General features: G+C 55.9%; 19 protein-coding genes. 11 read left to right on the forward strand and 8 right to left on the reverse strand.

All coding sequences use genetic code 11. The features are described 5' to 3' along the window. Positions 1 to 18: 18 nt before the first annotated feature. The gene (locus FOY96_RS14415; RefSeq protein WP_143347295.1) at positions 19 to 1,572 is read right to left on the reverse strand and encodes a bifunctional metallophosphatase/5'-nucleotidase; all 1,554 of its coding nucleotides are present in this window, start codon (positions 1,570 to 1,572) and stop codon (positions 19 to 21) included. A gap of 131 nt (positions 1,573 to 1,703) precedes the next feature. Here FOY96_RS14415 and FOY96_RS14420 point away from each other — a divergent pair, with 131 nt between their 5' ends. After that, the gene (locus FOY96_RS14420) at positions 1,704 to 2,969 is read left to right on the forward strand and encodes an IS1 family transposase (protein ID WP_143347296.1); all 1,266 of its coding nucleotides are present in this window, start codon (positions 1,704 to 1,706) and stop codon (positions 2,967 to 2,969) included. 157 nt (positions 2,970 to 3,126) lie between these two features. Here FOY96_RS14420 and FOY96_RS14425 read toward each other — a convergent pair whose 3' ends face one another. From FOY96_RS14425 to clpS, 3 genes are all read right to left on the reverse strand, one after another. Beyond that, a complete protein-coding gene (locus tag FOY96_RS14425; RefSeq protein ID WP_143347297.1) occupies positions 3,127 to 3,579 on the reverse strand; it encodes a hypothetical protein in 453 nt (150 codons plus the stop codon). A 467-nt stretch (positions 3,580 to 4,046) separates the two neighbouring features. Then, a complete protein-coding gene (clpA, locus tag FOY96_RS14430) occupies positions 4,047 to 6,341 on the reverse strand; it encodes an ATP-dependent Clp protease ATP-binding subunit ClpA (protein WP_143347298.1) in 2,295 nt (764 codons plus the stop codon). 27 nt (positions 6,342 to 6,368) lie between these two features. After that, positions 6,369 to 6,689, reverse strand: a complete 321-nt coding sequence (gene clpS, locus FOY96_RS14435; protein WP_006174393.1) for an ATP-dependent Clp protease adapter ClpS — start codon at positions 6,687 to 6,689, stop codon at positions 6,369 to 6,371. Positions 6,690 to 6,956: 267 nt separating this feature from the next. Between clpS and cspD the strand changes: the two genes are divergently transcribed. After that, a complete protein-coding gene (gene cspD, locus FOY96_RS14440) occupies positions 6,957 to 7,178 on the forward strand; it encodes a cold shock-like protein CspD (RefSeq protein ID WP_006809408.1) in 222 nt (73 codons plus the stop codon). Between the two features lie 70 nt (positions 7,179 to 7,248). Here cspD and macB read toward each other — a convergent pair whose 3' ends face one another. Together macB and macA are read right to left on the reverse strand one after the other, a co-directional pair. Then, positions 7,249 to 9,189 (reverse strand): macrolide ABC transporter ATP-binding protein/permease MacB, encoded by a 1,941-nt coding sequence (gene macB / locus FOY96_RS14445; RefSeq protein ID WP_143347299.1) that lies wholly within the window; start codon positions 9,187 to 9,189, stop codon positions 7,249 to 7,251. After that, positions 9,186 to 10,301 (reverse strand): macrolide transporter subunit MacA, encoded by a 1,116-nt coding sequence (gene macA / locus FOY96_RS14450; RefSeq protein WP_045887634.1) that lies wholly within the window; start codon positions 10,299 to 10,301, stop codon positions 9,186 to 9,188. Before macA ends, macB begins: the two co-directional genes overlap by 4 nt. A 159-nt stretch (positions 10,302 to 10,460) precedes the next feature. Here macA and FOY96_RS14455 point away from each other — a divergent pair, with 159 nt between their 5' ends. Then, entirely contained in the window at positions 10,461 to 11,417 is a 957-nt protein-coding gene (locus FOY96_RS14455; protein WP_143347300.1) for a VirK/YbjX family protein, read from the forward strand. On the opposite strand, the gene FOY96_RS14460 is transcribed toward FOY96_RS14455, so the two are convergent. Beyond that, complete coding sequence (locus FOY96_RS14460) at positions 11,414 to 13,072, reverse strand: ATP-dependent endonuclease (RefSeq protein ID WP_143347301.1); 1,659 nt, start codon at positions 13,070 to 13,072, stop codon at positions 11,414 to 11,416. The two genes, FOY96_RS14455 and FOY96_RS14460, sit on opposite strands and share 4 nt — an antisense overlap. A gap of 372 nt (positions 13,073 to 13,444) precedes the next feature. Between FOY96_RS14460 and aqpZ the strand changes: the two genes are divergently transcribed. From aqpZ to hcr, 4 genes are all read left to right on the forward strand, one after another. Beyond that, positions 13,445 to 14,140, forward strand: a complete 696-nt coding sequence (gene aqpZ, locus FOY96_RS14465; protein ID WP_033145073.1) for an aquaporin Z — start codon at positions 13,445 to 13,447, stop codon at positions 14,138 to 14,140. Positions 14,141 to 14,321: 181 nt separating this feature from the next. Further along, on the forward strand, positions 14,322 to 15,221 hold the full coding sequence (locus FOY96_RS14470) for a LysO family transporter (RefSeq protein ID WP_033145072.1): 900 nt from the start codon (positions 14,322 to 14,324) through the stop codon (positions 15,219 to 15,221). A gap of 144 nt (positions 15,222 to 15,365) precedes the next feature. Then, the gene (hcp, locus tag FOY96_RS14475) at positions 15,366 to 17,018 is read left to right on the forward strand and encodes a hydroxylamine reductase (RefSeq protein ID WP_143347302.1); all 1,653 of its coding nucleotides are present in this window, start codon (positions 15,366 to 15,368) and stop codon (positions 17,016 to 17,018) included. A 10-nt stretch (positions 17,019 to 17,028) separates the two neighbouring features. After that, a complete protein-coding gene (gene hcr / locus FOY96_RS14480; RefSeq protein ID WP_143347303.1) occupies positions 17,029 to 17,997 on the forward strand; it encodes an NADH oxidoreductase in 969 nt (322 codons plus the stop codon). 90 nt (positions 17,998 to 18,087) lie between these two features. Here hcr and FOY96_RS14485 read toward each other — a convergent pair whose 3' ends face one another. Continuing rightward, positions 18,088 to 18,522 (reverse strand): DoxX family protein, encoded by a 435-nt coding sequence (locus FOY96_RS14485; protein ID WP_033145069.1) that lies wholly within the window; start codon positions 18,520 to 18,522, stop codon positions 18,088 to 18,090. A 151-nt stretch (positions 18,523 to 18,673) separates the two neighbouring features. Between FOY96_RS14485 and poxB the strand changes: the two genes are divergently transcribed. The 4 genes from poxB to FOY96_RS14505 all read left to right on the forward strand — a co-directional run bounded on the left by poxB (position 18,674) and on the right by FOY96_RS14505 (position 23,985). Continuing rightward, entirely contained in the window at positions 18,674 to 20,392 is a 1,719-nt protein-coding gene (gene poxB / locus FOY96_RS14490) for a ubiquinone-dependent pyruvate dehydrogenase (RefSeq protein ID WP_143347304.1), read from the forward strand. A gap of 38 nt (positions 20,393 to 20,430) precedes the next feature. Continuing rightward, positions 20,431 to 21,432 (forward strand): low-specificity L-threonine aldolase, encoded by a 1,002-nt coding sequence (gene ltaE / locus FOY96_RS14495; protein WP_143347305.1) that lies wholly within the window; start codon positions 20,431 to 20,433, stop codon positions 21,430 to 21,432. 10 nt (positions 21,433 to 21,442) lie between these two features. After that, a complete protein-coding gene (locus FOY96_RS14500; protein ID WP_033145066.1) occupies positions 21,443 to 22,879 on the forward strand; it encodes an SDR family oxidoreductase in 1,437 nt (478 codons plus the stop codon). Between the two features lie 92 nt (positions 22,880 to 22,971). After that, positions 22,972 to 23,985 (forward strand): 3-beta-hydroxysteroid dehydrogenase, encoded by a 1,014-nt coding sequence (locus tag FOY96_RS14505; RefSeq protein ID WP_045354430.1) that lies wholly within the window; start codon positions 22,972 to 22,974, stop codon positions 23,983 to 23,985. The last annotated feature ends 18 nt before the right edge of the window (positions 23,986 to 24,003 follow it).

Here is a 24,003-nt window from a genome sequence, read left to right on the forward strand (position 1 = left end):
TTCACCTGTTGTTAATTATTACTGTGTAACTTCTTTTACTCGCATCTCATTCACCTGTTGGGGAATGATCTTATTTCCTTTCACCAGATAATCAATAACCGCATTGGAAAGGTTATATCCACCTTTTACCTGTTTGTTCTGTCCATCAATGAATGCAGTAAAGCCATCACCACCAGGGGCAAGGAAACTATTTGTCGCTACGCGATAAGTATCAGAGTCTACAATTGGCTTGCCATTAAGCGTAAGTAGCACAACGCGTTGCCCGACAGGTTTATGTTGGTCGTAGCGCATCTCCAGTCCTTTCGACATCTGCAAAACACCGTTAGTGAGTGACGCACTATGCTCCATAAGATTTCGTAAGGATTTCCCATTCAAATCCATTACGGTAAGCTCATTTGGAAACGGGAACGCGCTAATAACATCGCCGAGGGTTATCGGACCGGCATTCAAATCAGCCCGCAGACCACCTGAATTAGTGAGCGCCAGTTGCGCATCAGGCGCAGCGGCAAGCATTGCATCGGTAAATAAATTGCCCAGCGAAGATGATTCCCCGTAGGCGCGCGTAAGCGTAACAGGCGTCTCTCCAACTTTTTGGCGAACCGTTTCGGAGAGCTTTTTATTCCAGCTATCAATAACACTCTGAGTTGCCGGATCGGGTTTCCATTCATCAGCATAAAGGGTCTTAAGTTCGAAGCTTTTTATTTTGTTGTGATGTTTTTTTAGATCCACATCCAGGACCAGTTTACCAATATCAATCCCACCACTGTCAGTCGAAAGCACCAGCGTGTTACCTACTTTAAGCGGCTCCGGCGTTCCAACATGCGCATGTCCGGTAATCAGAATATCCAGTCCTTTCACCTGCTTCGCCGTCTGGATATCCTTATCAAGGGCGCGTTTGACATCAGTATTGCCGATACTGGACTGGCGTGCAGGGAAACCTTCATGCATGAGTGCAACGGTTATATCTACTTTTCCACGTAGTTCATCCAGATAACGCTGGAGATATTTCACCTCGTCACGCGCTTCAATGCCCTGACGCATTGACGATGAAACGGTGTCATCGAAAGCAAACACGCCATGCAACCCAATGACCCCAATTTTAACGCCATCCTTTTCAAGGATTGTATACGGCTTATTCCAGAAAAGGACATTACTATTTTTATAAAACACGTTACCTAACAGTATCGGGAATTTAGCCTGGCTGAGCTGTATCAGCGTATTATCCCAACCATGGTCGAACTCATGATTGCCGACAGACGCAGCATCAAATGACATTGTATTCATAATATCTATGATTGCCCGCCCTTTTGTCAGGCTGCTAATGTATGGACCGGTAAAGTAATCTCCAGCATCGAAATAAAAAGTAGCCTTATTCTTTTGCTTTTCTTGCTTGACGTAAGTCGCAATATTTGCGAAGCCACCAACAGCTCTTTTACCCTCTGCAACATAAGGGAGTTTATAGGGCTCAACATGTGCATGCAGGTCATTGGTATAAATGACGGTAACTTCCTGCGCTGGACTTAGCGAAGCATATCCCGATAGTAATAAAACCGCGATTACTGTTTTTTTCATTTTTTAACTCTCGAATTAAAGAAAGAATTTCATTATCGATTAGCAAAAAACAGATTTTGTGAGCCTTCTCACGACATATGGAAAAGGGAGACGCGAAAATTTACGACTAACAGAATCAGTTGGTGAAGCCCATGGAATTCGCTCCAAAAATAGATCTCAATGTTTGTAAAAGCTGGTCATGTCCAAATCTCGGAATACCAGATGCGAGTGATTATGTTTTTCCTGTTTATCGTCTGGGCTACGCTGCACTTGAATGTCAAAAATGTGGCAGTCTTCCTCCACTGTTTAATACAAAAGAATGTGACGAGTGGTTCAGTCAATTCATGCAACGAAAATTAGGAAATACAGGACAAGGTTGTCCCCGCTGTTTTACAGCGCACGTCATTCGCTATGGATACACAAAAGCCAGAACACCCCGCTTTCAATGTTGCACCTGCCGTTATGTATTTACTCCACACTATGACAATGCTGTAGGCCTGAATAAAAATATCACCCTTCTTTCCCAGCTCGAACAAGGGGTGCACTCTGGTGAAACGACAAACCAAAGGGTCCTTGCACACGCGGTTAACGGGTTCGAGCACGATCTGCATGTTTCACTCCCTGCGCTAACAAGGGTGTCAACGACCACAATGGTTATACCGTTTCAGGGTCATTCTGCGAGGCAGAAACTGTATGTTGTAATCAGTGCCGATGCTGACTCCGGCAAAATTATTCAAATAACAACCAACTATTGCGACTGGAAGGCAGGTGATACATTGCTATATCAGGGTTCTAAGTCTTTCCCTTCTTCGATACTCCCGTCGAGCGATACCGATCTTATTCGGGAGCAAGAGATGCAATTTCTTAAACGGAGTCAATTTGATGAAATTCAGTACGGTAGTGCCGAGCTTAAGCGAAACGATCGGGGAAGCATGGTCCGTCCTGTCATTACCATACACAGTCATTTCCAGAGATTAAAACGACGCTTCCCGGGTGTAACCGATCATTATCTCGCCCATGAGTGCGTTTTGCGCGGCGGGGCTATAACTGCCTGGTCAACAGAAGTCCGACTTGGGAAAACCGATCTTTGGTTTGTGTCTGAAAATATTGAAAACGCCAACCTCTCTGACAAAGCATTTTGCCTTACTGGTAGCTGGAAAATGGGATGGTGGAAAAATGTGTGGCAGCGTTGGGATAATGGCGAGATATGCAAGATGATTGGCCTGCTGACCGGACAGCAAAGTACAGCGGAGCCCGCGTTGATTTCACTTGCATCCTGCACTGCATTTGCTGTCTGGCTGAAATCCCATCCATGGTCATTACAGTGTCATAACTTTGGGGCGCGGGTAGTGAGCCAGCATTTAGTGGGTCTTGGCTGTATTTATAACCAACAGATAAAGGAAAATTCAGGCCGTTAAGGGCTACATAACGCGAGCTGTACGGCAGCGAACTGAAAGCGAACTGCACTATTTTTTATTGTCATCAAAAGTTATTAACCTCTTCCTGTAACACCCACTTTTCCGAAGATTAATCCATTTGGCGTCAGAGGAACTCCCCCGACGCCTCGGATCGACGTCAGGAAATAATGTGAATTACCGTTTTTGCACTTTGAGGTGCAACGACATCTGCGGCCATCGAATGCGTTATGTCATGCAGCAGTCCCGTCAGGTGCGGCAACATATCGCGGTCAAAATGCGATACCAGCAGTATGTGGTTTAACGCCCGGCAGTAATCACACTGTGCTTCGGTATCTTCCAGCAACCACTCTTTTTGTCGCGGTTGTTCTGCTTCGTCCTCAAATTCCACCACCTGAAAATCACGCATTGATTCTGTGAGGCCAGCTTTCATTTCTTCCAGATACGCACCCAGGCAGCGGCAGACGGGCTGCGTTTGTGGGAGTGATGTGCAGTCGAGGAGGATTTCAGTGAGCAGTTTGCAGCGCTCTGCAAGGGTTGGGAGATCGGGGTTGAGGGAGAGTTCGCTATAAAGCTGGGAGATAGACTGGTTTTTCATAATCATAATTTCCATATTAGATGCTGAAAACTACCACCAGAAACGCCAACTTCGGGTGGCAGACTGAACCGGTTTGGCGTACCGACCATATGGAAAATCGGCGCTTCAAAAGAAGCCCCGGTTCAGCCCACCATATTTGAAGGTACGGATTATACCGCAGCTAACAAAAGAGTGAACGAAACCAGTGACATTGCTGTGAGCAACATCTTTCCATATGTGTGTAATCAGGACGCCAATCCTGACACCTGATTTTGCAGGTGCGCCGCCATTTTATTACTGTGGATTTATCCAGCAACTGACTTCGAAAGAAACTGGAAAGCGCCTCGCAAAATTCCTCTGCGGCCTGATGCCCTCACCCCAACCCTCTCCCACAGGGAGAGGGAGAAAACACTAAAAACGACAACACTGTTGTCGTTTTGCTTTTACCTTGGCAGGCATAAAAAAACCGGGCAAATGCCCGGTTTTTTACATTAACGTTTAACTCAGTGAGCCGCTTCCGGCTTGTGCTTCGCCGCACTCTGGAAATCGTACGTCAGTTCGTTCTTCGCCTGGTCCAGCGCCACGGTCACCTGACCGCCGTCCACCAGCGAGCCAAACAGCAGCTCGTTCGCCAGCGGTTTCTTCAGGTTGTCCTGAATCACGCGCGCCATCGGACGGGCACCCATCGCACGGGCACCCATCGCACGGTCGTAGCCTTTCTCGGCCAGCCAGTTGCGGGCCTCCTGGCTCACTTCCAGCGACACGCCTTTCTGATCCAGCTGAACCTGCAGCTCGACGATGAACTTGTCCACAACCTGATGGATCACCTCGGTAGACAGGTGATCGAACCAGATAATGTTGTCCAGACGGTTACGGAACTCCGGCGTGAAGATCTTCTTGATCTCCTCCATCGCATCGGTGCTGTTATCCTGGTGGATCAGGCCAATGGATTTACGCTCGGTTTCACGCACCCCGGCGTTGGTGGTCATCACCAGCACCACGTTGCGGAAGTCCGCCTTGCGCCCGTTGTTGTCGGTCAGCGTCCCGTTGTCCATCACCTGCAGCAGGATGTTGAACACGTCCGGGTGCGCTTTCTCGATTTCATCGAGCAGCAGGACCGCGTGCGGATGCTTGATCACCGCGTCGGTGAGCAGGCCGCCCTGGTCAAAGCCCACGTAGCCCGGAGGCGCACCAATCAAACGGCTGACGGTGTGACGCTCCATATACTCGGACATATCAAAGCGCAGCAGCTCAATGCCCAGCGCTTTGGAGAGCTGAACCGTCACCTCGGTTTTCCCTACGCCGGTCGGGCCAGCGAACAGGAAGGAACCGACAGGCTTGTGGTCATGCCCCAGCCCGGCGCGGGCCATCTTGATTGCTTCGGTTAAGGCCTCAATGGCTTTATCCTGACCAAAGACCAGCATTTTCAGGCGATTGCCGAGGGTGCGCAGCGTGTCGCGGTCGCTCTGAGAAACGCTCTTCTCAGGGATACGCGCGATGCGGGCCACCACGGATTCAATATCCGCCACGTTAACGGTTTTCTTACGCTTGCTGGCCGGCATCAGGCGCGCACGCGCCCCTGCCTCATCAATCACGTCAATAGCCTTATCCGGCAGATGACGGTCGTTGATGTATTTCACCGCCAGCTCCACCGCCGCACGTACCGCTTTCGCGGTGTAACGCACGTCGTGGTGCGCTTCATACTTCGGCTTCAGGCCGTTGATGATCTGCACCGTTTCCTCGACGGACGGCTCGGTCACGTCGATTTTCTGGAAGCGACGCGCCAGCGCACGGTCTTTCTCAAAGATGTTGCTGAACTCCTGGTAGGTCGTGGAGCCAATCACGCGGATCTTGCCGCTGGAGAGCAGCGGTTTGATCAGGTTCGCGGCATCCACCTGGCCACCGGAGGCCGCACCTGCGCCGATGATGGTGTGGATCTCATCGATAAACAGGATGCTGTTGGTGTCCTGCTCCAGCTGTTTCAACAGCGCCTTGAAGCGTTTTTCAAAATCACCGCGGTATTTGGTGCCCGCCAGCAGCGAGCCGATATCCAGCGAGTAGATGGTGCAGTCGGCAATCACTTCCGGCACGTCGCCCTGCACGATGCGCCAGGCAAGCCCTTCGGCAATCGCGGTTTTACCCACGCCTGACTCACCCACCAGCAGCGGGTTGTTCTTGCGGCGACGGCACAGCACCTGGATCGCGCGCTCCAGCTCTTTATCGCGACCAATCAGCGGGTCGATACCGCCAACGCGAGCAAGCTGGTTAAGGTTGGTGGTGAAGTTTTCCATACGATCCTCCCCGCCTGCTTGCTCTTCATTGTTATTGACCTGATTGCTGGAATCCGATGCCTGGTTAGGCTCGTCTTTGCGCGTTCCGTGAGAAATAAAGTTAACCACGTCGAGGCGGCTGACTTCGTGTTTGCGCAGCAGGTAGGCAGCCTGTGACTCCTGCTCGCTGAAGATGGCGACTAAGACGTTTGCGCCAGTCACTTCGCTACGCCCGGAAGACTGGACGTGGAATACCGCGCGCTGCAGCACGCGCTGGAAGCTGAGCGTCGGCTGCGTATCGCGCTCTTCTTCACTGGCTGGCAGCACCGGTGTGGTTTGTTCGATGAAGGCTTCGAGTTCCTGACGTAGCGCCACCAGATCCACGGAGCAGGCTTCCAGCGCTTCGCGGGCAGATGGGTTGCTAAGCAGTGCGAGCAGTAAATGCTCGACGGTCATAAACTCATGTCGGTGCTCACGCGCTCTGGCGAAAGCCATGTTTAAACTGAGTTCCAGTTCTTGATTGAGCATAGGCACCTCCCCCAATTTTATGCCTTATCAGGCCTTTTCCAGCGTACACAGCAACGGATGCTCGTTCTCCCTCGCATAGTCGTTCACCATCGCCACTTTGGTTTCCGCCACTTCGGCTGTGAAGATGCCGCAGATAGCTTTGCCACGATAATGAACGGTAAGCATCAGTTGCGTTGCACGTTCTACATCATAAGAAAAGAACTTTTGTAGCACGTCAATAACAAATTCCATCGGCGTGTAATCATCGTTCATTAACATAACTTTATACATAGATGGCGGTTTTAGCGCGTCGCGCACTTTGTCTTCCGCCAGCTGGTCGAAATCCAGCCAATCGTTGGTCTTACCCATTATGCATAACCACTTTGAATCTACCTCAGATGTTAGATAACAATCATCTATTACTGTCATCCGCGATGTCTGTCACAAACTGTTGCAATAGCGTTAACTGCTTCAAACTTTGGTTGATTATTGTCCCATCTCCAGCGCCAAACGCTTGACGACTTCTTTCGTTTCTCTAAATTGTACAAGCGTGAGATGGCGAGGTTTTGAACAGCCCCCACTCCACCACCGGTTCATTCCATCTTAACTTATAAGATTTACGAAGGATGTCGAAGCATGGAAATGGGTACTGTTAAGTGGTTCAACAACGCCAAAGGGTTTGGCTTCATCTGCCCCGAAGGCGGCGGCGAGGATATCTTCGCTCACTATTCCACCATTCAGATGGATGGTTACAGAACGCTCAAAGCCGGGCAGTCCGTCCGGTTCGATGTACATCAGGGACCAAAAGGCAATCATGCCAGCCTAATCGTACCCGTTGAAGCAGAGACGGTTGCATAGCTCTCTGTTTTATTGTGTACATCCCGCAGTCAAAATGCCAGCCCGATCGGCTGGCATTTTTATTTTCGGGTTATTCCCGAGCCAGCGCGTCCACCGGATCCAGCCGCGCCGCGTTGCGGGCGGGCAACCAGCCAAACAAAATGCCGGTGAAGGTCGAGCACAAAAATGCGGTAATAATGGCAACCGGCGAGAAGCCAATCTCCCAGCCGGGTAAAAAGAGCTGAAGCGCAAACGCGATCATCATCGAGAGCGCAATACCCATCGCCCCGCCAACCAGACACACCAGCACCGCTTCAATCAAAAACTGCTGCAGCACGTCGCTGGCCCGGGCGCCGACCGCCATGCGAATGCCGATCTCCCGGGTACGTTCGGTGACCGACACCAGCATGATATTCATCACCCCGATGCCGCCGACGACCAGCGAAATCACCGCCACCAGCGTGAGGAACAGCTGAAGAGTACGTGTGGTCTTTTCCGCCGTTTTCAAGAGGCCGTCCATATTCCAGGTGAAGAAATCTTTCTTCCCGTGGCGCAGGGTTAACAGCCGTTCAAGCTGCTGTTCGGCCAGCGCGCTGTCGTAGCCCTCCTTCACGCGTACGGTGATGGAGTTGAGCCAGGACTGCCCCATAATCCGCCCTGAGATGGTGGTGTAGGGCAGCCAGACGCGCAGGATCTTACTGCTGCCAAACATCGACTGCTTTTCTTCCGCCACGCCGATGACCGTGGCAGGCATGTTGCCGACCAGAATCACTTCGCCAACCACGTTGGCTTTGTTTGGGAAAAGCTGCCTGCGCGAGTTCGCGTCCAGCACCACCACCTGCGCCCTGCCCGCCAGCTGCTCGGCGTTGAAGGTGGCGCCTTCGCTGAAGGTCATGCCGTAGACGTTGAAGTAGTCTCCGCTCACGCCGTTAGCGCTGGCGGCCACATCAACATTGCCCACGCGCAGACGCAGGTTCTGCGAAACCGCAGGCGTGGCGGAGTTCACCCACGGCTGCTTCTGAATCGCCGCCAGATCGTCGTATTTCAGCGCCTGCTGATACTGCGGCTCGTCGTCGCCAAAGTCTTTGCCGGGATAGACGTCAATGGTATTGGTGCCGATGGCGCGAATATCGGCCAGCACCAGCTGCTTCGCCGCGTCGCCCACCACCACAATCGACACCACCGAGGCGATACCGATAATGATGCCGAGCATCGTCAACAGGGTACGCATTTTATTGGCCGCCATCGCCAGCCAGGCCATGGTCAGCGCTTCGCGAAAGCCGCTGGAGAACTGCCCCCAGCCGGTTGATGCCGGCAGCGCTTCTTTCGGCGCCGCAGCCCTGGACTCACGCGGCGGCGGGTTGCTGACCAGCTCGCCGTCGTGGATCTCAATAATGCGTTCCGCCTGCGCCGCCACCTGCGGATCGTGGGTAACAATGATGACAGTGTGGCCCTGATCGCGAAGCTGGTGAAGGATCGCCATCACCTCTTCGCCGGAATGGCTGTCAAGTGCCCCGGTCGGTTCATCCGCGAGGATCACCTGCCCGCCGTTCATCAGCGCACGGGCAATACTCACGCGCTGCTGCTGGCCGCCGGACAGCTGCGAGGGCTGGTACTCCACCCGCTCCGCCAGCCCCAGACGCGTCAGCAGCATCTGCGCGCGCTCAAGTCGCTTTTTCCGCTCGACGCCCGCATACACCGCAGGCACTTCCACGTTCTGCGCCGCATTCAGGTGAGAAAGCAAATGGTAACGCTGGAAGATAAAGCCGAAATGTTCCCGGCGCAGCTTCGCCAGCGCATCGCCGCCCAGCGTGGAGACATCCGTCCCGGCCACGCGATAGGTACCGCTGGTCGGTTTATCCAGACAGCCGAGAATGTTCATCAGCGTCGATTTACCGGAACCCGATGCCCCGACAATCGCCACCATCTCGCCCGCTTCCACGCGCAGGGAGATGCCCTTCAGCACCTCCACCGGACCGTCGCCTGACGGATAGCTGCGACGAATGTTATTCAGCTCAAGCAGCGCCCTCATTTAGCGGCTCCGGGCAGGCTTTCGCTGACAACAACCTCCTCGCCCTCTTCCAGACCTTTCACTACCACCACGTCGGTGTCGTTGCGCGCGCCGATCACGACCTCGCGCTCGCGCGTTTCGCCGTTGCGCAGCACTTTCACTTTATAACGGCTCTCCCCGGCGGACTCGCCGAGCGCAGAGAGCGGAATGGTCAGCACGTTCTTCACGCCGGTCAGCTGGATATGCACCTGTGCGGTCATGTCCAGACGCAGCACGCCCTGCGGGTTTGGCACCTCAAAGCGGGCATAGTAGAAGATAGCGTCGTTAACTTTTTCCGGCGTCGGCAGAATGTCTTTCAGCACGCCTTCGTAGCGCGTCTGCGGGTCGCCAAGCACCGTAAACCAGGCGTTTTGTCCGGGCTTAAGATGGATAACATCCGCCTCTGAGACCTGGGCTTTGACCAGCATGGTGCTCATGTCAGCCAGCGTCAGAATGTTTGGCGCCTGCTGCGCGGCAATCACCGTCTGGCCCTGCAGCGTGGTGATCTGGGTGACTTCGCCCGCCATCGGCGCGACGATTTTGGTGTAGTCGAGGTTGGTTTTTGCCGTATCCAGCGAGGCCTGATTGCGTTTGATCTGCGCGTCAATCGTGCCAATCTGCGCCTGTTTCACCGCCAGTTCTGTGGTGGCAGTATCTAAATCCTGTTTCGAAATAGCCTGGGTTTTGGCCAGCGCCTGCTGACGGGTCAGCGTTACCTGAGCCAGGTTACGTTCTGCCAGCGCCTGCGCACGCTGCGCGCGCAGCTCCATCAGCGTGGCTTCCACCTCGCGGATCTGGTTCTCAGCCTGCTCAGGATCGATAACGCCGAGCAGCTGGCCTTTTTTCACCTTGTCGCCAATCTCAACCGACAGCGTTTTCAGCTGGCCGCTGACCTGAGCGCCGACGTCAACCTTGCGCAGCGCGTCAAGCTTGCCCGTCGCGAGGACGTTTTGCTGCAGTTCGCCCGGGCGAACAATCAGCGTCTGATACTGCGGCACCGGCGCATTCAGCACCTGCCATAGCCAGTACCCACCGGCTAAAACCGCGACCGCCAGCAGCAGAAACAGCGTTCTGCGTTTTCCCTTGAGGTTCATAAATATTCCAAATAAATGTTCTGGCAATTATAAATGTTGATTCTATCTAAACGACTCCTCAACGAAACCCCTGTTCTCCGAAATCGCCCTAATTTGTTTACGAGACGTTGACATTTCCCCTGTTGAAATAGCGATATTCCAAAAGGATCAGGATCTACCATGTCTTCTATCGTCGATACATCACTTTCAAACCTGCCGCAGCCAAAAACCGGCTGGCAACTCTTCAAAAACCTGGCTTTTGGTGAGATCGCACCCGGGCTGGCATGGGAAAAAACCGCCTACCGACGTAAGTTCATGCTGCGTTCACTGGCGACACCGCTCAGCACCGCTCGCCTGCTGTCTGATCTTGCGAAACATCCGCACCTGATGCAAATGCTCCAGGTTCAGCCGGGGCTGCCGTGTCGCCTTCATCGTCCGTGGCTGACGGTCAATATGGATCGACAGCGTGCGCTGGAATCGCTGTCCTGGCACTATCAGATGATGTGTCGCCAGCTGCCGGCAACGCTGACAAAGGGTTATCTTTCAAAGCAGGGCGTGACTCTGCTGACCTTAACCGGAAAAGATGAACAGCAATTTACCGTCCGCCTGTGTGCCGACGCGTTTATGGATAAAGAGGGAGAAGCTACCCTCGTTTTCTGTGACAGTCAAAATACGGCGCTGGCGGAGATGACCTTTACGCTATGCCAGTTTGAGGGAAAATCAACGCTGTTCATTGGCGGTTTGCAGGGCGCAAAAGCGCATGTTCCCCACGAGCTGATCCAGGGTGCGACGAAAGCCTGCCACGGTCTGTTCCCGAAACGTCTGCTGGTCGAGGCCGCAATGACGCTCGGCGCCGCGTTCCCGGTAGAGCAAATAGTCGCCGTCAGTAACGCTACCCACATTTATCGCAGCTGGCGCTACCGCAAGAAAAAAGAGGGGAAACTGCTGGCCGATTACGACAGTTTCTGGATCTCCATCGGCGGTGAAAAGCAGGACAACGGTAACTTTATGCTGCCGCTCGTCATGCCGCGTAAACCGATGGAAGAGATTGCCAGCAAAAAACGTTCCGAATATCGCCGCCGCTACGAACTGCTGGATAGCCTGATTCAGCAGGTGAAACAGGCGACCCAGCGCTAATCCGCTTTCCCGCGTGCCAGCCACAGCACGCGGGAGAACATTTTCCGCAGCAGGGTCGGTACCGCCTCCACGCCGCGCCTTCCCGCTTCCGTCGCCACTTCAATGGCTAAATCCGGTTTTGACGAACGGTGAATGGCTTTGGCGATCACCCGCCGCATGTTCATTGGGACATCGACCGGCACCATGGCAATTCGGTGGAAGACGTCGTCGAACCCCTGGCGATACATAAAGTGTTCCATGTCCATCGCGGGCAGCATGGTTAAATGGTCGCGCTCTTCCTCGCGCTCGTTATTCAGCAGGCTCCGCACGGTCGAGGCATATTTTTTACCCGCCTCATCACCGTCTACCAGCACGTGCCACTCGATCCCCATCCGGCGGGCAAATTTTATCAGCGGCTTTAATCCCGACTGGGCGAATTCGATCACCTTAATGCCTTCCGCATCAAAATGGTGGCCGCACTGGCGCGCCAGTTCGTTGATGACCCAGGTTTCCGTCTCCCCCTCCACCAGCAGCCAGCAGCGGGCAAAGAGCGACGACGCCCGGTTAAAGCGAATATGAAACGCGATGCGCCGCCCGTCTTCCGCGTTCAAACCGCCCGGCCCAAGCCGGAAAGCGGAGACGCGGGAGGATTCACGCACCAGGCGACAGACGTGTTCTACCGGCGTCAGCGATAATAATTCCCCGGAATTGGTGGTCGTGATGCGCTGGAGCGGCAGCAGGTTCAGCAGATGCCATGCCACGGAGAGCATGATGGGATGCAGGCGCGTTTCCGGGTCTTCCACCAGCAGCAGCGGCCGGGCGTCCCGGTCCAGACGAACGGTGCCTTTGGCCTGCAGAAGCGTTGAAAACAGCCCCAACAGAATCACCCGATGGGTGCGACCGCCGGGCCGGTCGATCATCCGGTTAATGATGTCGAGGTAACGCCAGCTTCGCTGCTCATCATGAGAGCGGCGGCGCATCAGACGGTGGCGCGATTCCGACGTGCCCTGCTCGGAAAAATAGTGCTCAAGGAGTTGCACCATTGCGGACAACCCCTGACGAATTTGGCCATCGGTCAGATTCTGCGGACGCGACACCAGCTCTCTGGCCAGAAAATCCAGCTCGCGGGCGGTGACTTCCACTTCCGGCATATTGGGTACGGTACCGTTACGAATACGCCGCATAAAGCGCGCATCGCGCAGGCGTAATACCGGCGTCAGGCGGATCAGGTGGCGGGCCAGATCGTCGATATTGTCCAGTGGGATCGGGTTGGCTTTCTCATCGAGAAAATCACGCAGGGTGAGTACCCCTTCGTTCTCCGCCATCTCGCCTTCCAGCCGATAGAAAATCCGGTTGAAACCGTCATCGCACGGCACCCAGCAGGGTGACAGCGGGCGGAAGCGACGCACGCGGTGACGTCCGGGTTCGGATTCGCGGAACGTCAGGATGATATGCAGGTGCTTCTCGCGCCCCGTCACGTCGCCGGGCGGGAACCAGAAATCGTCGCGGACGAAGTGATACAGATCGTCCTCGGGCGAAAGCAGTAGCGTCAACGCATCCAGCAGGCTGGACTTACCCCACGCGTTCTCGCCGATCAGGACGTTGTTTTGCTCCAGCTGCAGCGACAGGCGGTTAATACCGCGAAACCCGACAATTTCCACACGTTCGAGAAGCATAAATCCCCCGCGATATGATCACTTTTTCCTTCAAGTTATCAGCAGTATAGCGGGATGCAGACGGGCTTGACACTGCAATCCGCCTCCATAACCTGGCGGAAGCACGAAAAATTCAGAATTTATCCATCAGGTTTCATTTGAAATAACCCACATCTCGCAAGATACTACCGCCCGCAAATTGGACTATGCTCTATTTACCTCCAGTTTGAACAAGGATTGACATCACATTGCCTTAAATCAAATTAATCGAATTTATTTAAGTGGCGAAGGGGTGTTGTTGGTTTTTAAAATACGGGCTCTTTGAGTCGTCATCCCTTTATGGCGATATATCCCGCACGCGGGAAAGCGTGCGGATAATTATTTGAGGTGGTTATGTTTAGAAAATTGGCAGCAGAATGCTTTGGTACATTCTGGCTGGTATTTGGTGGCTGCGGTAGCGCCGTTCTGGCAGCAGCATTCCCGGAATTAGGTATCGGTTTTGTCGGCGTTGCGCTGGCGTTTGGTTTAACCGTATTAACCATGGCGTTTGCCGTGGGACATATTTCCGGCGGTCATTTTAACCCGGCAGTAACGTTAGGTTTATGGGCGGGCGGCCGTTTCCCGGCGAAAGACGTGATTGGCTATATTGTGGCGCAGGTGGTTGGCGGTATTATCGCGGCGGGCGTTCTGTACGTGATTGCCAGCGGTAAAGCCGGCTTCGACGCGGCGGCCAGCGGCTTTGCCTCTAACGGCTTTGGCGAACACTCTCCGGGCGGCTACTCCATGCTGTCTGCCATCGTGATCGAAATCGTGCTTACCGCCGGCTTCCTGCTGGTGATCCACGGCGCAACGGACAAACACGCCCCAGCCGGTTTTGCCCCGATTGCCATTGGTCTGGCGCTGACGCTTATCCACCTGATTTCTATTCCGGTCACCAACACCTCCGTTAACCCGGCACGCAGTACCGCCGTCGCCATCTTCCAGGGCGGCTGGGCGCTTGAGCAGCTGTGGCTGTTCTGGGTGATGCCAGTTATCGGCGGTATTCTGGGTGGCGTGCTGTATCGCACCCTGCTGGAAAAACGCGATTAATCTTTCCTCCCTCTCCCCGTGGGAGAGCTCCGGGGTGAGGGCTTCAGGCCGCACACCCCACGTAGACACAAGCCGGGTAAAGCGTAGCCGCCGCCCGGCTTTCTTTTGCCGCTTTACTGAACAGCCTTTATTGGGTAGTGTCACTGGCGCTTAACCGATATTCAAAAAGGACCGGCTGTTCATGTTTTCAGGACTCCTCATCATTTTGCTGCCCTTGATCGTGGGCTATCTTATTCCGCTGCATCGTGAATCCGCATTAAGGCTCATTAATCGATTCCTGAGCTGGATTGTCTACGTTATTCTTTTCTTTATGGGGATTAGCCTGGCATTTCTGGACAACTTATCGGCGAATTTACTCTCCATCCTCCATTATTCTGTCGTCACCGTGGTGGTTATTTTGCTGTGCAATATTGCCGCGCTGCTGTGGCTGGAACGCACTATTCCATGGAAAAATCACCATCATCAGGAAAAACTCCCTTCACGAATTGCAATGGCGCTTGAATCATTAAAATTATGCGGCGTCGTGGTGCTCGGTTTTCTTCTTGGGCTGACCGGTTGGGCATTTTTACAGCACGCGACTGAGGCAAGTGAATATACGCTGATCTTCCTGCTGTTCCTGATCGGTATTCAGCTGCGAAATAATGGCATGACGCTGAAACAAATTGTCCTCAACCGTCGGGGAATGATGGTTGCGGTTATGGTTGTTGCCAGTTCAATGGTGGCGGGCGTCATCAACGCCTTTATTCTCGATCTGCCGCTGAAAACCGGCCTGGCGATGGCATCCGGTTTTGGCTGGTATTCGCTCTCCGGTATTCTGCTGACCGAATCATTCGGACCGGTGATCGGCAGCGCCGCCTTCTTTAACGATCTGGCGCGCGAGCTGATTGCCATCATGCTGATCCCGAGCCTGGTTCGCCGCAGTCGTTCTACCGCGCTGGGTCTGTGCGGCGCGACGTCGATGGACTTTACCCTGCCGGTACTACAACGCTCCGGAGGTCTGGAGATGGTTCCCGCGGCTATCGTGCACGGCTTTATTTTAAGCCTGCTGGTTCCGGTCCTGATGGCCTTCTTCTCTGCCTGATACTTCTTTGGCGGTAGGTTTCCTGCCGCCAAAATTGCGCTAAATCAATCTCCCTCTATTTTGTAGCAGAAAGCCCTTTTCTCCGTTCTGGCACAGGCATAACCTTAAACATGTATATCAAATATAACTTTAACAGGTGTGATTATGTTTTGTGTGCAATGTGAACAAACCATCCGTACCCCGGCAGGCAATGGCTGCTCTTACGCACAGGGTATGTGCGGCAAAACCGCAGAAACATCTGACCTGCAGGACCTGCTGATTGCGGCTCTGCAAGGCCTTTCCGCATGGGCGTTCAAAGCCCGCGAATACGGTATTGTCGACCACTACGTCGACAGCTTCGCCCCGCGCGCGTTTTTCTCCACGCTGACCAACGTTAACTTCGACTCTCCGCGCATTGTCGGCTACGCCAGCGAAGCGATTGCCCTGCGTGAGGCGCTGAAAGCCCAGTGCCTGAAGGCGGATGCCTCCGCTCGCGTGGAAAACCCGATGTCAGAACTTCAGCTGGTCAGCGACGATTTGGGCGACCTCCAGCGTCAGGCGGCAGAATTCACCCCGAATAAAGACAAAGCGGCGATTGGCGAGAACATTCTCGGCCTGCGCCTGCTGTGCCTGTACGGCCTGAAAGGCGCTGCGGCCTATATGGAGCACGCGCACGTTCTGGGTCAGTACGACAATGAGATTTATGCCCAGTACCACAAAATCATGGCGTGGCTGGGCACCTGGCCTGCCGATATGAACGCCCTGCTTGAGTGCTCAATGGAAATCGGCCAGATGAACTTCCGCGTGATGAGCATTCTGGATGCCGGTGAAACCAGCACCTACGGCCACCCGACGCCGACGCAGGTCAACGTCAAGGCAACCGAAGGCAAGTGCATTCTGATTTCCGGTCACGACCTGAAAGATCTCTACAACCTGCTGAAGCAAACCGAAGGCACCGGCGTTAACGTTTATACCCACGGCGAAATGCTGCCGGCGCACGGCTACCCGGAGCTGCGTAAATTTAAGCATCTCATCGGTAACTACGGCAGCGGCTGGCAGAACCAGCAGGTGGAGTTCGCCCGCTTCCCTGGCCCTATCGTGATGACCTCTAACTGCATCATCGACCCGACCGTCGGCGCGTACGATGACCGCATCTGGACCCGCAGCATCGTTGGCTGGCCGGGCGTGAGCCATCTTGAAGGTGACGATTTCGGTCCGGTTATCGCCCAGGCGCAGCAGATGGCAGGCTTCCCGTACAGCGAGATCCCGCACCTTATTACCGTCGGCTTCGGTCGTGAAACCCTGCTGGGTGCCGCTGATTCGCTGATCGATCTCGTCAGCCGTGAAAAGCTGCGCCACATCTTCCTCGTCGGCGGCTGCGACGGCGCGCGCGGCGAGCGTAACTACTTCACCGATTTCGCCACCAGCGTGCCGGAAGACTGCCTGATCCTGACCCTGGCATGCGGCAAATACCGTTTCAACAAGCTGGACTTTGGCGACATCGAAGGTCTGCCGCGCCTGATCGATGCGGGCCAGTGTAACGATGCTTACTCGGCCATCATTCTGGCGGTCACCCTGGCGGAGAAACTGGGCTGCGGCGTGAACGACCTGCCGCTGTCGCTGGTGCTGTCATGGTTCGAGCAGAAAGCGATTGTCATCCTCCTGACCCTGCTCTCTCTCGGCGTCACCAACATCGTGACCGGCCCGACCGCGCCTGGCTTCCTGACGCCAGACCTGCTGGCGGTGCTGAACGAGAAATTCGGCCTGCGTTCCGTGACCAACGTTGAAGATGATATGAAACAGCTGCTGAGCGCGTAAGGAGTTATTCATGACCATGCCAACCTCACAATGTCCGTGGCGGATGCAGGTTCATCACATCCATCAGGAGACGCCGGATGTGTGGACGCTGTCGCTGCTGTGCCATGACTACTATCCGTACCGTGCAGGCCAGTACGCGCTGGTCAGCGTTCGCAATTCGGCGGACACGCTGCGCGCCTACACGATCTCCTCCACGCCGGGCGTGAGCGAGTACATTACGCTCACCGTCCGACGCATTGACGACGGCGCGGGCTCGCAGTGGCTGACGCGGGACGTCAAGCGCGGGGATTACATCTGGCTGTCTGACGCGCAGGGGGAATTCACCTGTGACGACAAAGCAGACGATAAATTCCTGCTGCTGGCGGCGGGCTGTGGCGTAACGCCGATTATGTCGATGCGCCGCTGGCTGGCAAAAAATCGCCCGCAGGCCGATGTGCAGTCGATCTTCAGCGTCCGTTCCCCGGAAGATGTGATTTTTGCCGGGGAATGGCGTGATTATCCGGTGACGCTGGTGGCGGAGCACAACGCGACCCACGGCTTTGTGCCCGGTCGCCTGAGCCGCGAGCTGCTGCAAAGCGTACCGGATATCGCGAACCGCACCGTGATGACCTGCGGCCCGGCGCCGTACATGGATATCGTGGAGAAAGAGGTGAAAGCGCTTGGCGTGACCCGCTTCTTCAAAGAGCAGTTCTTCACGCCGGTGGCGGAAGCGGCAACCAGCGGCATTACCTTCACCAAACTGCAGCCTGCGCAGACCTTCTTTGGCCGCGTGGGGACCACGCTGCTGGAGGCGCTGGAAAGCAACAAGGTGCCGGTAGTGGCTGCCTGTCGTGCGGGCGTGTGCGGCTGCTGTAAGACGAAGGTGGTTTCCGGGGAGTACACCGTCACCAGCACCATGACGCTGTCGGACGCGGAAATTGCCGAGGGTTACGTGCTGGCATGCTCATGCCATCCACAGGGCGATCTCGTCCTCGCATAAACGGTAAACGTTCGATCGTAGGCCCGGTAAGCGTCAGCGCCACCGGGCTTTTTGTCGGGTGGCACTGCGTTTACCCGACCTACAATAACCCTACCGCCACGCGGGCGCTTTACCCAGCGCAAACCGCCCCGCCCCTAAAAACGCGACCGCCAGCGAGCCGATAAAGAAATACACCAGGCTTTCAATCGCCCATGCGCCTACCTTATCGAGGGCGAGCGTTTCCCCCATTCCCACCATCAGCCACGCCACAATCATCGTAAAGGCCAGCACCAGCGCGGCCGGACGCGTAAAGAGCCCGACAATAATCAGGATCGGTGCCACCACTTCGCCAACCAACACGCCGTAGGCGATAAATCCCGGCAGCCCTTTTTCCACCAGCATGCCGCTGATAAAGCCCACGCCGCCAAAAAGCTTGTGCAAACCATGAAAAAGCATCAGCCCGCCGACGGCAAGTCGTAACAAGAGTTTGCCAAGATCGTCGCACGATAGCTTTTCATTAACAGCGATTAACAATGATTTAACCATTTGAAATAATTCCTGTTTTTACTGAGGTAACACCAGATTATGCCGAATAATTGCGCATGAAAAGCACCTTTTAATTGGGAGGATGCGACGGGCAATACGGAGACTTTCTTCTAAGCTTGTAAGCGATATCACAAAAAGGAGACGGACAACCATGAAACAAACCGTGGCTGCATATATAGCGAAAACGCTCGAACAGGCTGGCGTGAAACGTATCTGGGGCGTAACCGGCGATTCCCTGAACGGACTTAGCGACAGCCTCAACAAGATGAAGACCATCGAATGGATGCCCACCCGCCATGAAGAGGTTGCCGCCTTCGCCGCAGGCGCTGAAGCGCAGATCACGGGGGAACTGGCCGTCTGCGCCGGATCGTGCGGGCCGGGTAACCTGCATCTGATCAACGGCCTCTTTGACTGTCACCGTAACCACGTGCCGGTGCTGGCGATTGCCGCCCATATCCCCTCTTCCGAAATCGGCAGCGGCTATTTTCAGGAGACGCATCCGCAGGAGCTGTTCCGTGAATGCAGCCACTATTGCGAGCTGGTTTCATCCCCGGAGCAGATCCCGCAGGTGCTGGCGATCGCCATGCGCAAGGCCGTGCTGAACCGCGGCGTTTCTGTAGTCGTTATCCCGGGCGATGTGGCCCTCAAGGCTGCGCCAGAAGGGGCCAGCATCCACTGGTATCACGCCCCACAGCCGGTGGTGAGGCCTGCGGAAGAGGAGCTGAAAAAGCTGGCTCAGCTGCTGCGTTACTCCAGCAATATCGCCCTGATGTGCGGCAGCGGCTGCGCGGGCGCGCACAAGGAGCTGCTTGAATTCGCCGGTAAGCTTAAGGCCCCTATTGTCCACGCCCTGCGCGGCAAAGAGCACGTCGAGTACGACAACCCCTTTGATGTGGGGATGACCGGTCTGATCGGTTTCTCCAGCGGCTTCCACACCATGATGAACGCCGACACGCTGATCCTGCTCGGCACCCAATTCCCGTATCGCGCGTTCTACCCGACGGATGCGAAAATCATTCAGATTGATATCAACCCGGCCAGCATCGGCGCGCACAGCAAGGTTGATATGGCGCTGGTGGGCGACATCAAATCCACGCTTGCCGCCCTGCTGCCGCTGCTTGAAGAAAAAACGGACCGCAAGTTCCTTGATAAGGCCCTGAGCGACTATCGCGACGCCCGCAAGGGGCTGGACGACCTCGCCAAACCGAGCGACAAAGCCATTCACCCGCAGTATCTGGCGCAGCAGATTAGTCATTTCGCGGACGACGACGCCATCTTTACCTGCGACGTGGGCACGCCAACCGTCTGGGCGGCACGCTATCTGAAGATGAACGGCAAGCGTCGCCTGCTCGGCTCGTTCAACCACGGCTCGATGGCCAACGCCATGCCGCAGGCGCTGGGCGCAAAAGCGACGGCCCCGGAGCGTCAGGTGGTGGCGATGTGCGGCGACGGCGGGTTCAGCATGCTGATGGGGGATTTCCTGTCGGTGGTGCAGATGAAGCTCCCGTTGAAAATCGTGGTCTTTAACAACAGCGTGCTGGGCTTCGTGGCGATGGAGATGAAGGCCGGAGGCTATCTCACGGACGGCACCGAGCTGCACGACACCAACTTCGCACGCATCGCCGAGGCCTGCGGCATCACCGGTATTCGCGTGGAGAAAGCCTCAGAGGTGGACGAAGCCCTGCAGCGCGCATTTTCCATCGACGGTCCGGTGCTGGTGGATGTCGTCGTCGCCAAAGAAGAGCTGGCGATCCCGCCGCAGATCAAGCTGGAACAGGCCAAAGGCTTTAGCCTGTATATGCTGCGCGCCATCATCAGCGGGCGCGGCGACGAGGTGATCGAACTGGCAAAAACCAACTGGCTCAGGTAAAACATTTCGCATGACCTCTTAAAATAAAGGGATGTGAAATGATTGATTTACGCAGTGATACCGTAACCCGCCCGAGCCGCGCCATGCTCGAAGAGATGATGGCCGCCCCGGTCGGGGATGACGTCTACGGCGATGACCCAACGGTTAACGAACTGCAGCGTTACGCGGCAGAGCTGAGCGGCAAGGAGGCCGCGCTGTTCCTGCCGACCGGCACGCAGGCTAACCTGGTGGCGCTGCTCAGCCACTGCGAGCGCGGGGAAGAGTATATCGTCGGCCAGGGCGCGCATAACTATCTCTACGAAGCCGGCGGCGCGGCGGTGCTCGGCAGCATTCAGCCGCAGCCGATTGACGCCGCGCCGGACGGCTCCCTGCCGCTCGATAAAGTCGCGGCGAAAATCAAAGCTGACGATATTCACTTCGCCCGCACCAGGCTGCTCAGCCTCGAAAACACCCACAACGGCAAAGTCCTGCCGCGCGAATACCTGAAAGCAGCGTGGGAATTCACCCGCGAGCGCAGGCTCGGCCTGCACGTGGACGGCGCGCGCATCTTTAACGCCGTCGTGGAGTATGGCTGCGAGCTGAAGGAGATTGCGCAATACTGCGACTCGTTCACCATCTGCCTCTCTAAAGGCCTGGGCACGCCGGTGGGCTCTCTGCTTGTGGGCGACGCGGACTACATCAAGCGCGCCAACCGCTGGCGTAAAATGACCGGCGGCGGCATGCGTCAGGCGGGTATTCTGGCGGCTGCCGGGCTATATGCCCTGAAAAATAACGTGGCGCGCCTGAAGGACGATCACGACAACGCCGCGTGGATGGCGGCGCAGCTGCGCGTGATTGGCGCCGACGTGATGCGCCACGACACCAACATGCTGTTCGTACGCGTGGGCGATGACCGCGCCGCTGCGCTGGGTGAATTTATGAAATCACGTGGCGTGCTGATCAACGCCTCACCCGTCGTGCGCCTGGTCATGCATCTCGACGTGAGCCGCGAACAGCTGGCGGACGTGGTGAAACACTGGCAGGCGTTTTTACAGCGATAAGGAGCATCACGTGCCGCAACGAATTCTGGTGCTCGGCGCCAGCGGGTACATCGGTCAGCATCTCACCGCGGCGTTAAGCCAGCAGGGACACCAGGTGCTGGCAGCGGCACGCAACACCGAACGCCTGCAAAAGCTCAGTTTGCCTGGCGTCACCTGCCACAGCGTTGACCTCAACTGGCCGAAGGAACTTCCCGCCCTGCTGGAAGGGGTCGACACGCTTTACTACCTGGTGCACAGCATGGGCGAAGGCGGGGATTTTATCGCCCACGAGCGGCAGGTGGCGATGAACGTTCGCGACGCCCTGCTGCAAACCCCGGTGAAGCAGGTCATTTTTTTAAGCTCGCTCCAGGCGCCCGAACACGAGCAGTCCGATCACCTGCGCGCCCGCCAGCTGACGGCTGACACCCTGCGCGGGGCGAATATCCCCGTCACCGAACTGCGCGCCGGGATCATCGTCGGCGCAGGCTCCGCCGCCTTCGAAGTGATGCGCGATATGGTTTACAACCTGCCCGTACTCACGCCGCCGCGCTGGGTACGCTCGCGCACCACGCCGATTGCGCTGGAGAATTTACTGCATTATCTGGTGGCCCTGCTGGATCGCCCGGCGGAGCAACACCGCGTGCTGGAGGCGGCAGGCCCTGAAGTGCTGAGCTATCAGGAGCAGTTCGAACATTTCATGCGCGTCAGCGGCCGCCGCCGCTGGCTGATCCCCATCCCCTTTCCAACCCGCTGGATTTCGGTGTGGTTTTTGAATGTGATCACCTCCGTGCCGCCGACGACCGCCAAAGCGCTGATCCAGGGGCTCAAACATGATTTACTGGCGGACGATCGCGAACTGCGGGCACTCATTCCCCAGGATCTGATCCGCTTTGATGATGCCGTGCGCAATACGCTGAAAGAGGAAGAGCAGCTGGTGAACTCCAGCGACTGGGGCTACGACGCCCAGGCGTTTGCCCGCTGGCGGCCGGAGTACGGCTATTACCCGAAACAGGCGGGCTGCACGGTGAAAACTTCCGCCAGCCTTGCAGATCTGTGGGAAGTCGTGAACCAGATTGGCGGCAAAGACGGTTATTTCTTCGGTAATATCCTGTGGCAAACGCGCGGAGCAATGGATCTGCTGGTGGGGCACAGGCTGGCAAAAGGCCGCCCGGCACGCCCGTATCTTGAGGTGGGCGACGCGGTCGACAGCTGGAAGGTCATCATCGTCGAGCCGGAAAAACAGCTGGCGCTGCTGTTCGGTATGAAAGCCCCGGGGCTGGGCCGACTCTGCTTTACCCTGAAAGACAAAGGCGATTGTCGTGAACTGGACGTCCGCGCCTGGTGGCATCCGCACGGAATGCCGGGTCTGTTCTACTGGCTGTTGATGATCCCCGCCCACCTGTTTATCTTCCGCGGAATGGCAAAGCGGATTGCGCAACGGGCAGAACAAAAGACGGAAAAGATCTAAATTAAACTCTCTTTCTTTCACCTTTCCCATTGCATAGCGCCGTAATTCACGAAAGAATGCGCACGAAATTCTTTTCAACACAGTGGATTGATATGAAGGTACTGGTTACCGGGGCGACCAGCGGCTTAGGCCGAAATGCGGTCGAATTTCTGCGCAACAAGGGCATTAGCGTCAGGGCTACCGGTCGCAACGAAGCGATGGGAAAACTGCTGCAAAAAATGGGCGCGGAGTTCGTCCATGCTGACCTGACGGAGCTGGTCTCCTCTCAGGCGAAAGTGATGCTCGCCGGTATCGACACGCTGTGGCACTGCTCCAGCTTCACCTCCCCGTGGGGTACCCAGGAAGCCTTCGATCTAGCCAACGTGCGGGCAACCCGCCGTCTGGGCGAATGGGCCGTTGCCTGGGGCGTGCGTAACTTTATTCATATCTCGTCACCTTCACTCTATTTCGACTATCACCACCATCGTGACGTGCAGGAAGATTTCCGTCCGGCTCGCTTTGCCTGCGAGTTTGCCCGCAGCAAGGCGGCCAGCGAAGAGGTGATTGACCTGCTGGCACAGTCGAACCCGCACACCCGTTTTACGGTCTTACGTCCGCAGAGCCTGTTCGGGCCGCACGACAAAGTGTTTATTCCGCGCCTGGCGCAGATGATGCACCACTACGGCAGCGTGCTGCTGCCGCGCGGCGGCGATGCGCTGGTGGATATGACCTATTACGAAAACGCCGTTCACGCCATGTGGCTGGCAAGCCAGCCGGACTGCGATAAGCTGATCTCCGGTCGCGCCTACAACATCACGAACGGCGAACCCTGCACGCTGCGCAGCATTGTGCAGCGTTTAATTGACGAGCTGCAGATCGACTGCCGCATCCGTTCAGTCCCTTACCCAATGCTGGATATGATTGCCCGCAGCATGGAGCGTTTTGGCAGTAAATCGGCCAAAGAGCCTGCGCTGACGCATTACGGCGTATCGAAGCTGAACTTTGATTTCACGCTGGATATTTCGCGGGCGGAGAACGAGCTTGGGTACAAACCGATCGTGACGCTGGATGAAGGGATTACGCGCACGGCGGCGTGGCTGCGGGATCACGGGAAGTTGCATCGGTAGATCGGGTCCTGCATTTTT

Origin of the sequence: Enterobacter asburiae, from assembly GCF_007035645.1 — a bacterium.
GTDB lineage: Bacteria > Pseudomonadota > Gammaproteobacteria > Enterobacterales > Enterobacteriaceae > Enterobacter > Enterobacter asburiae_B.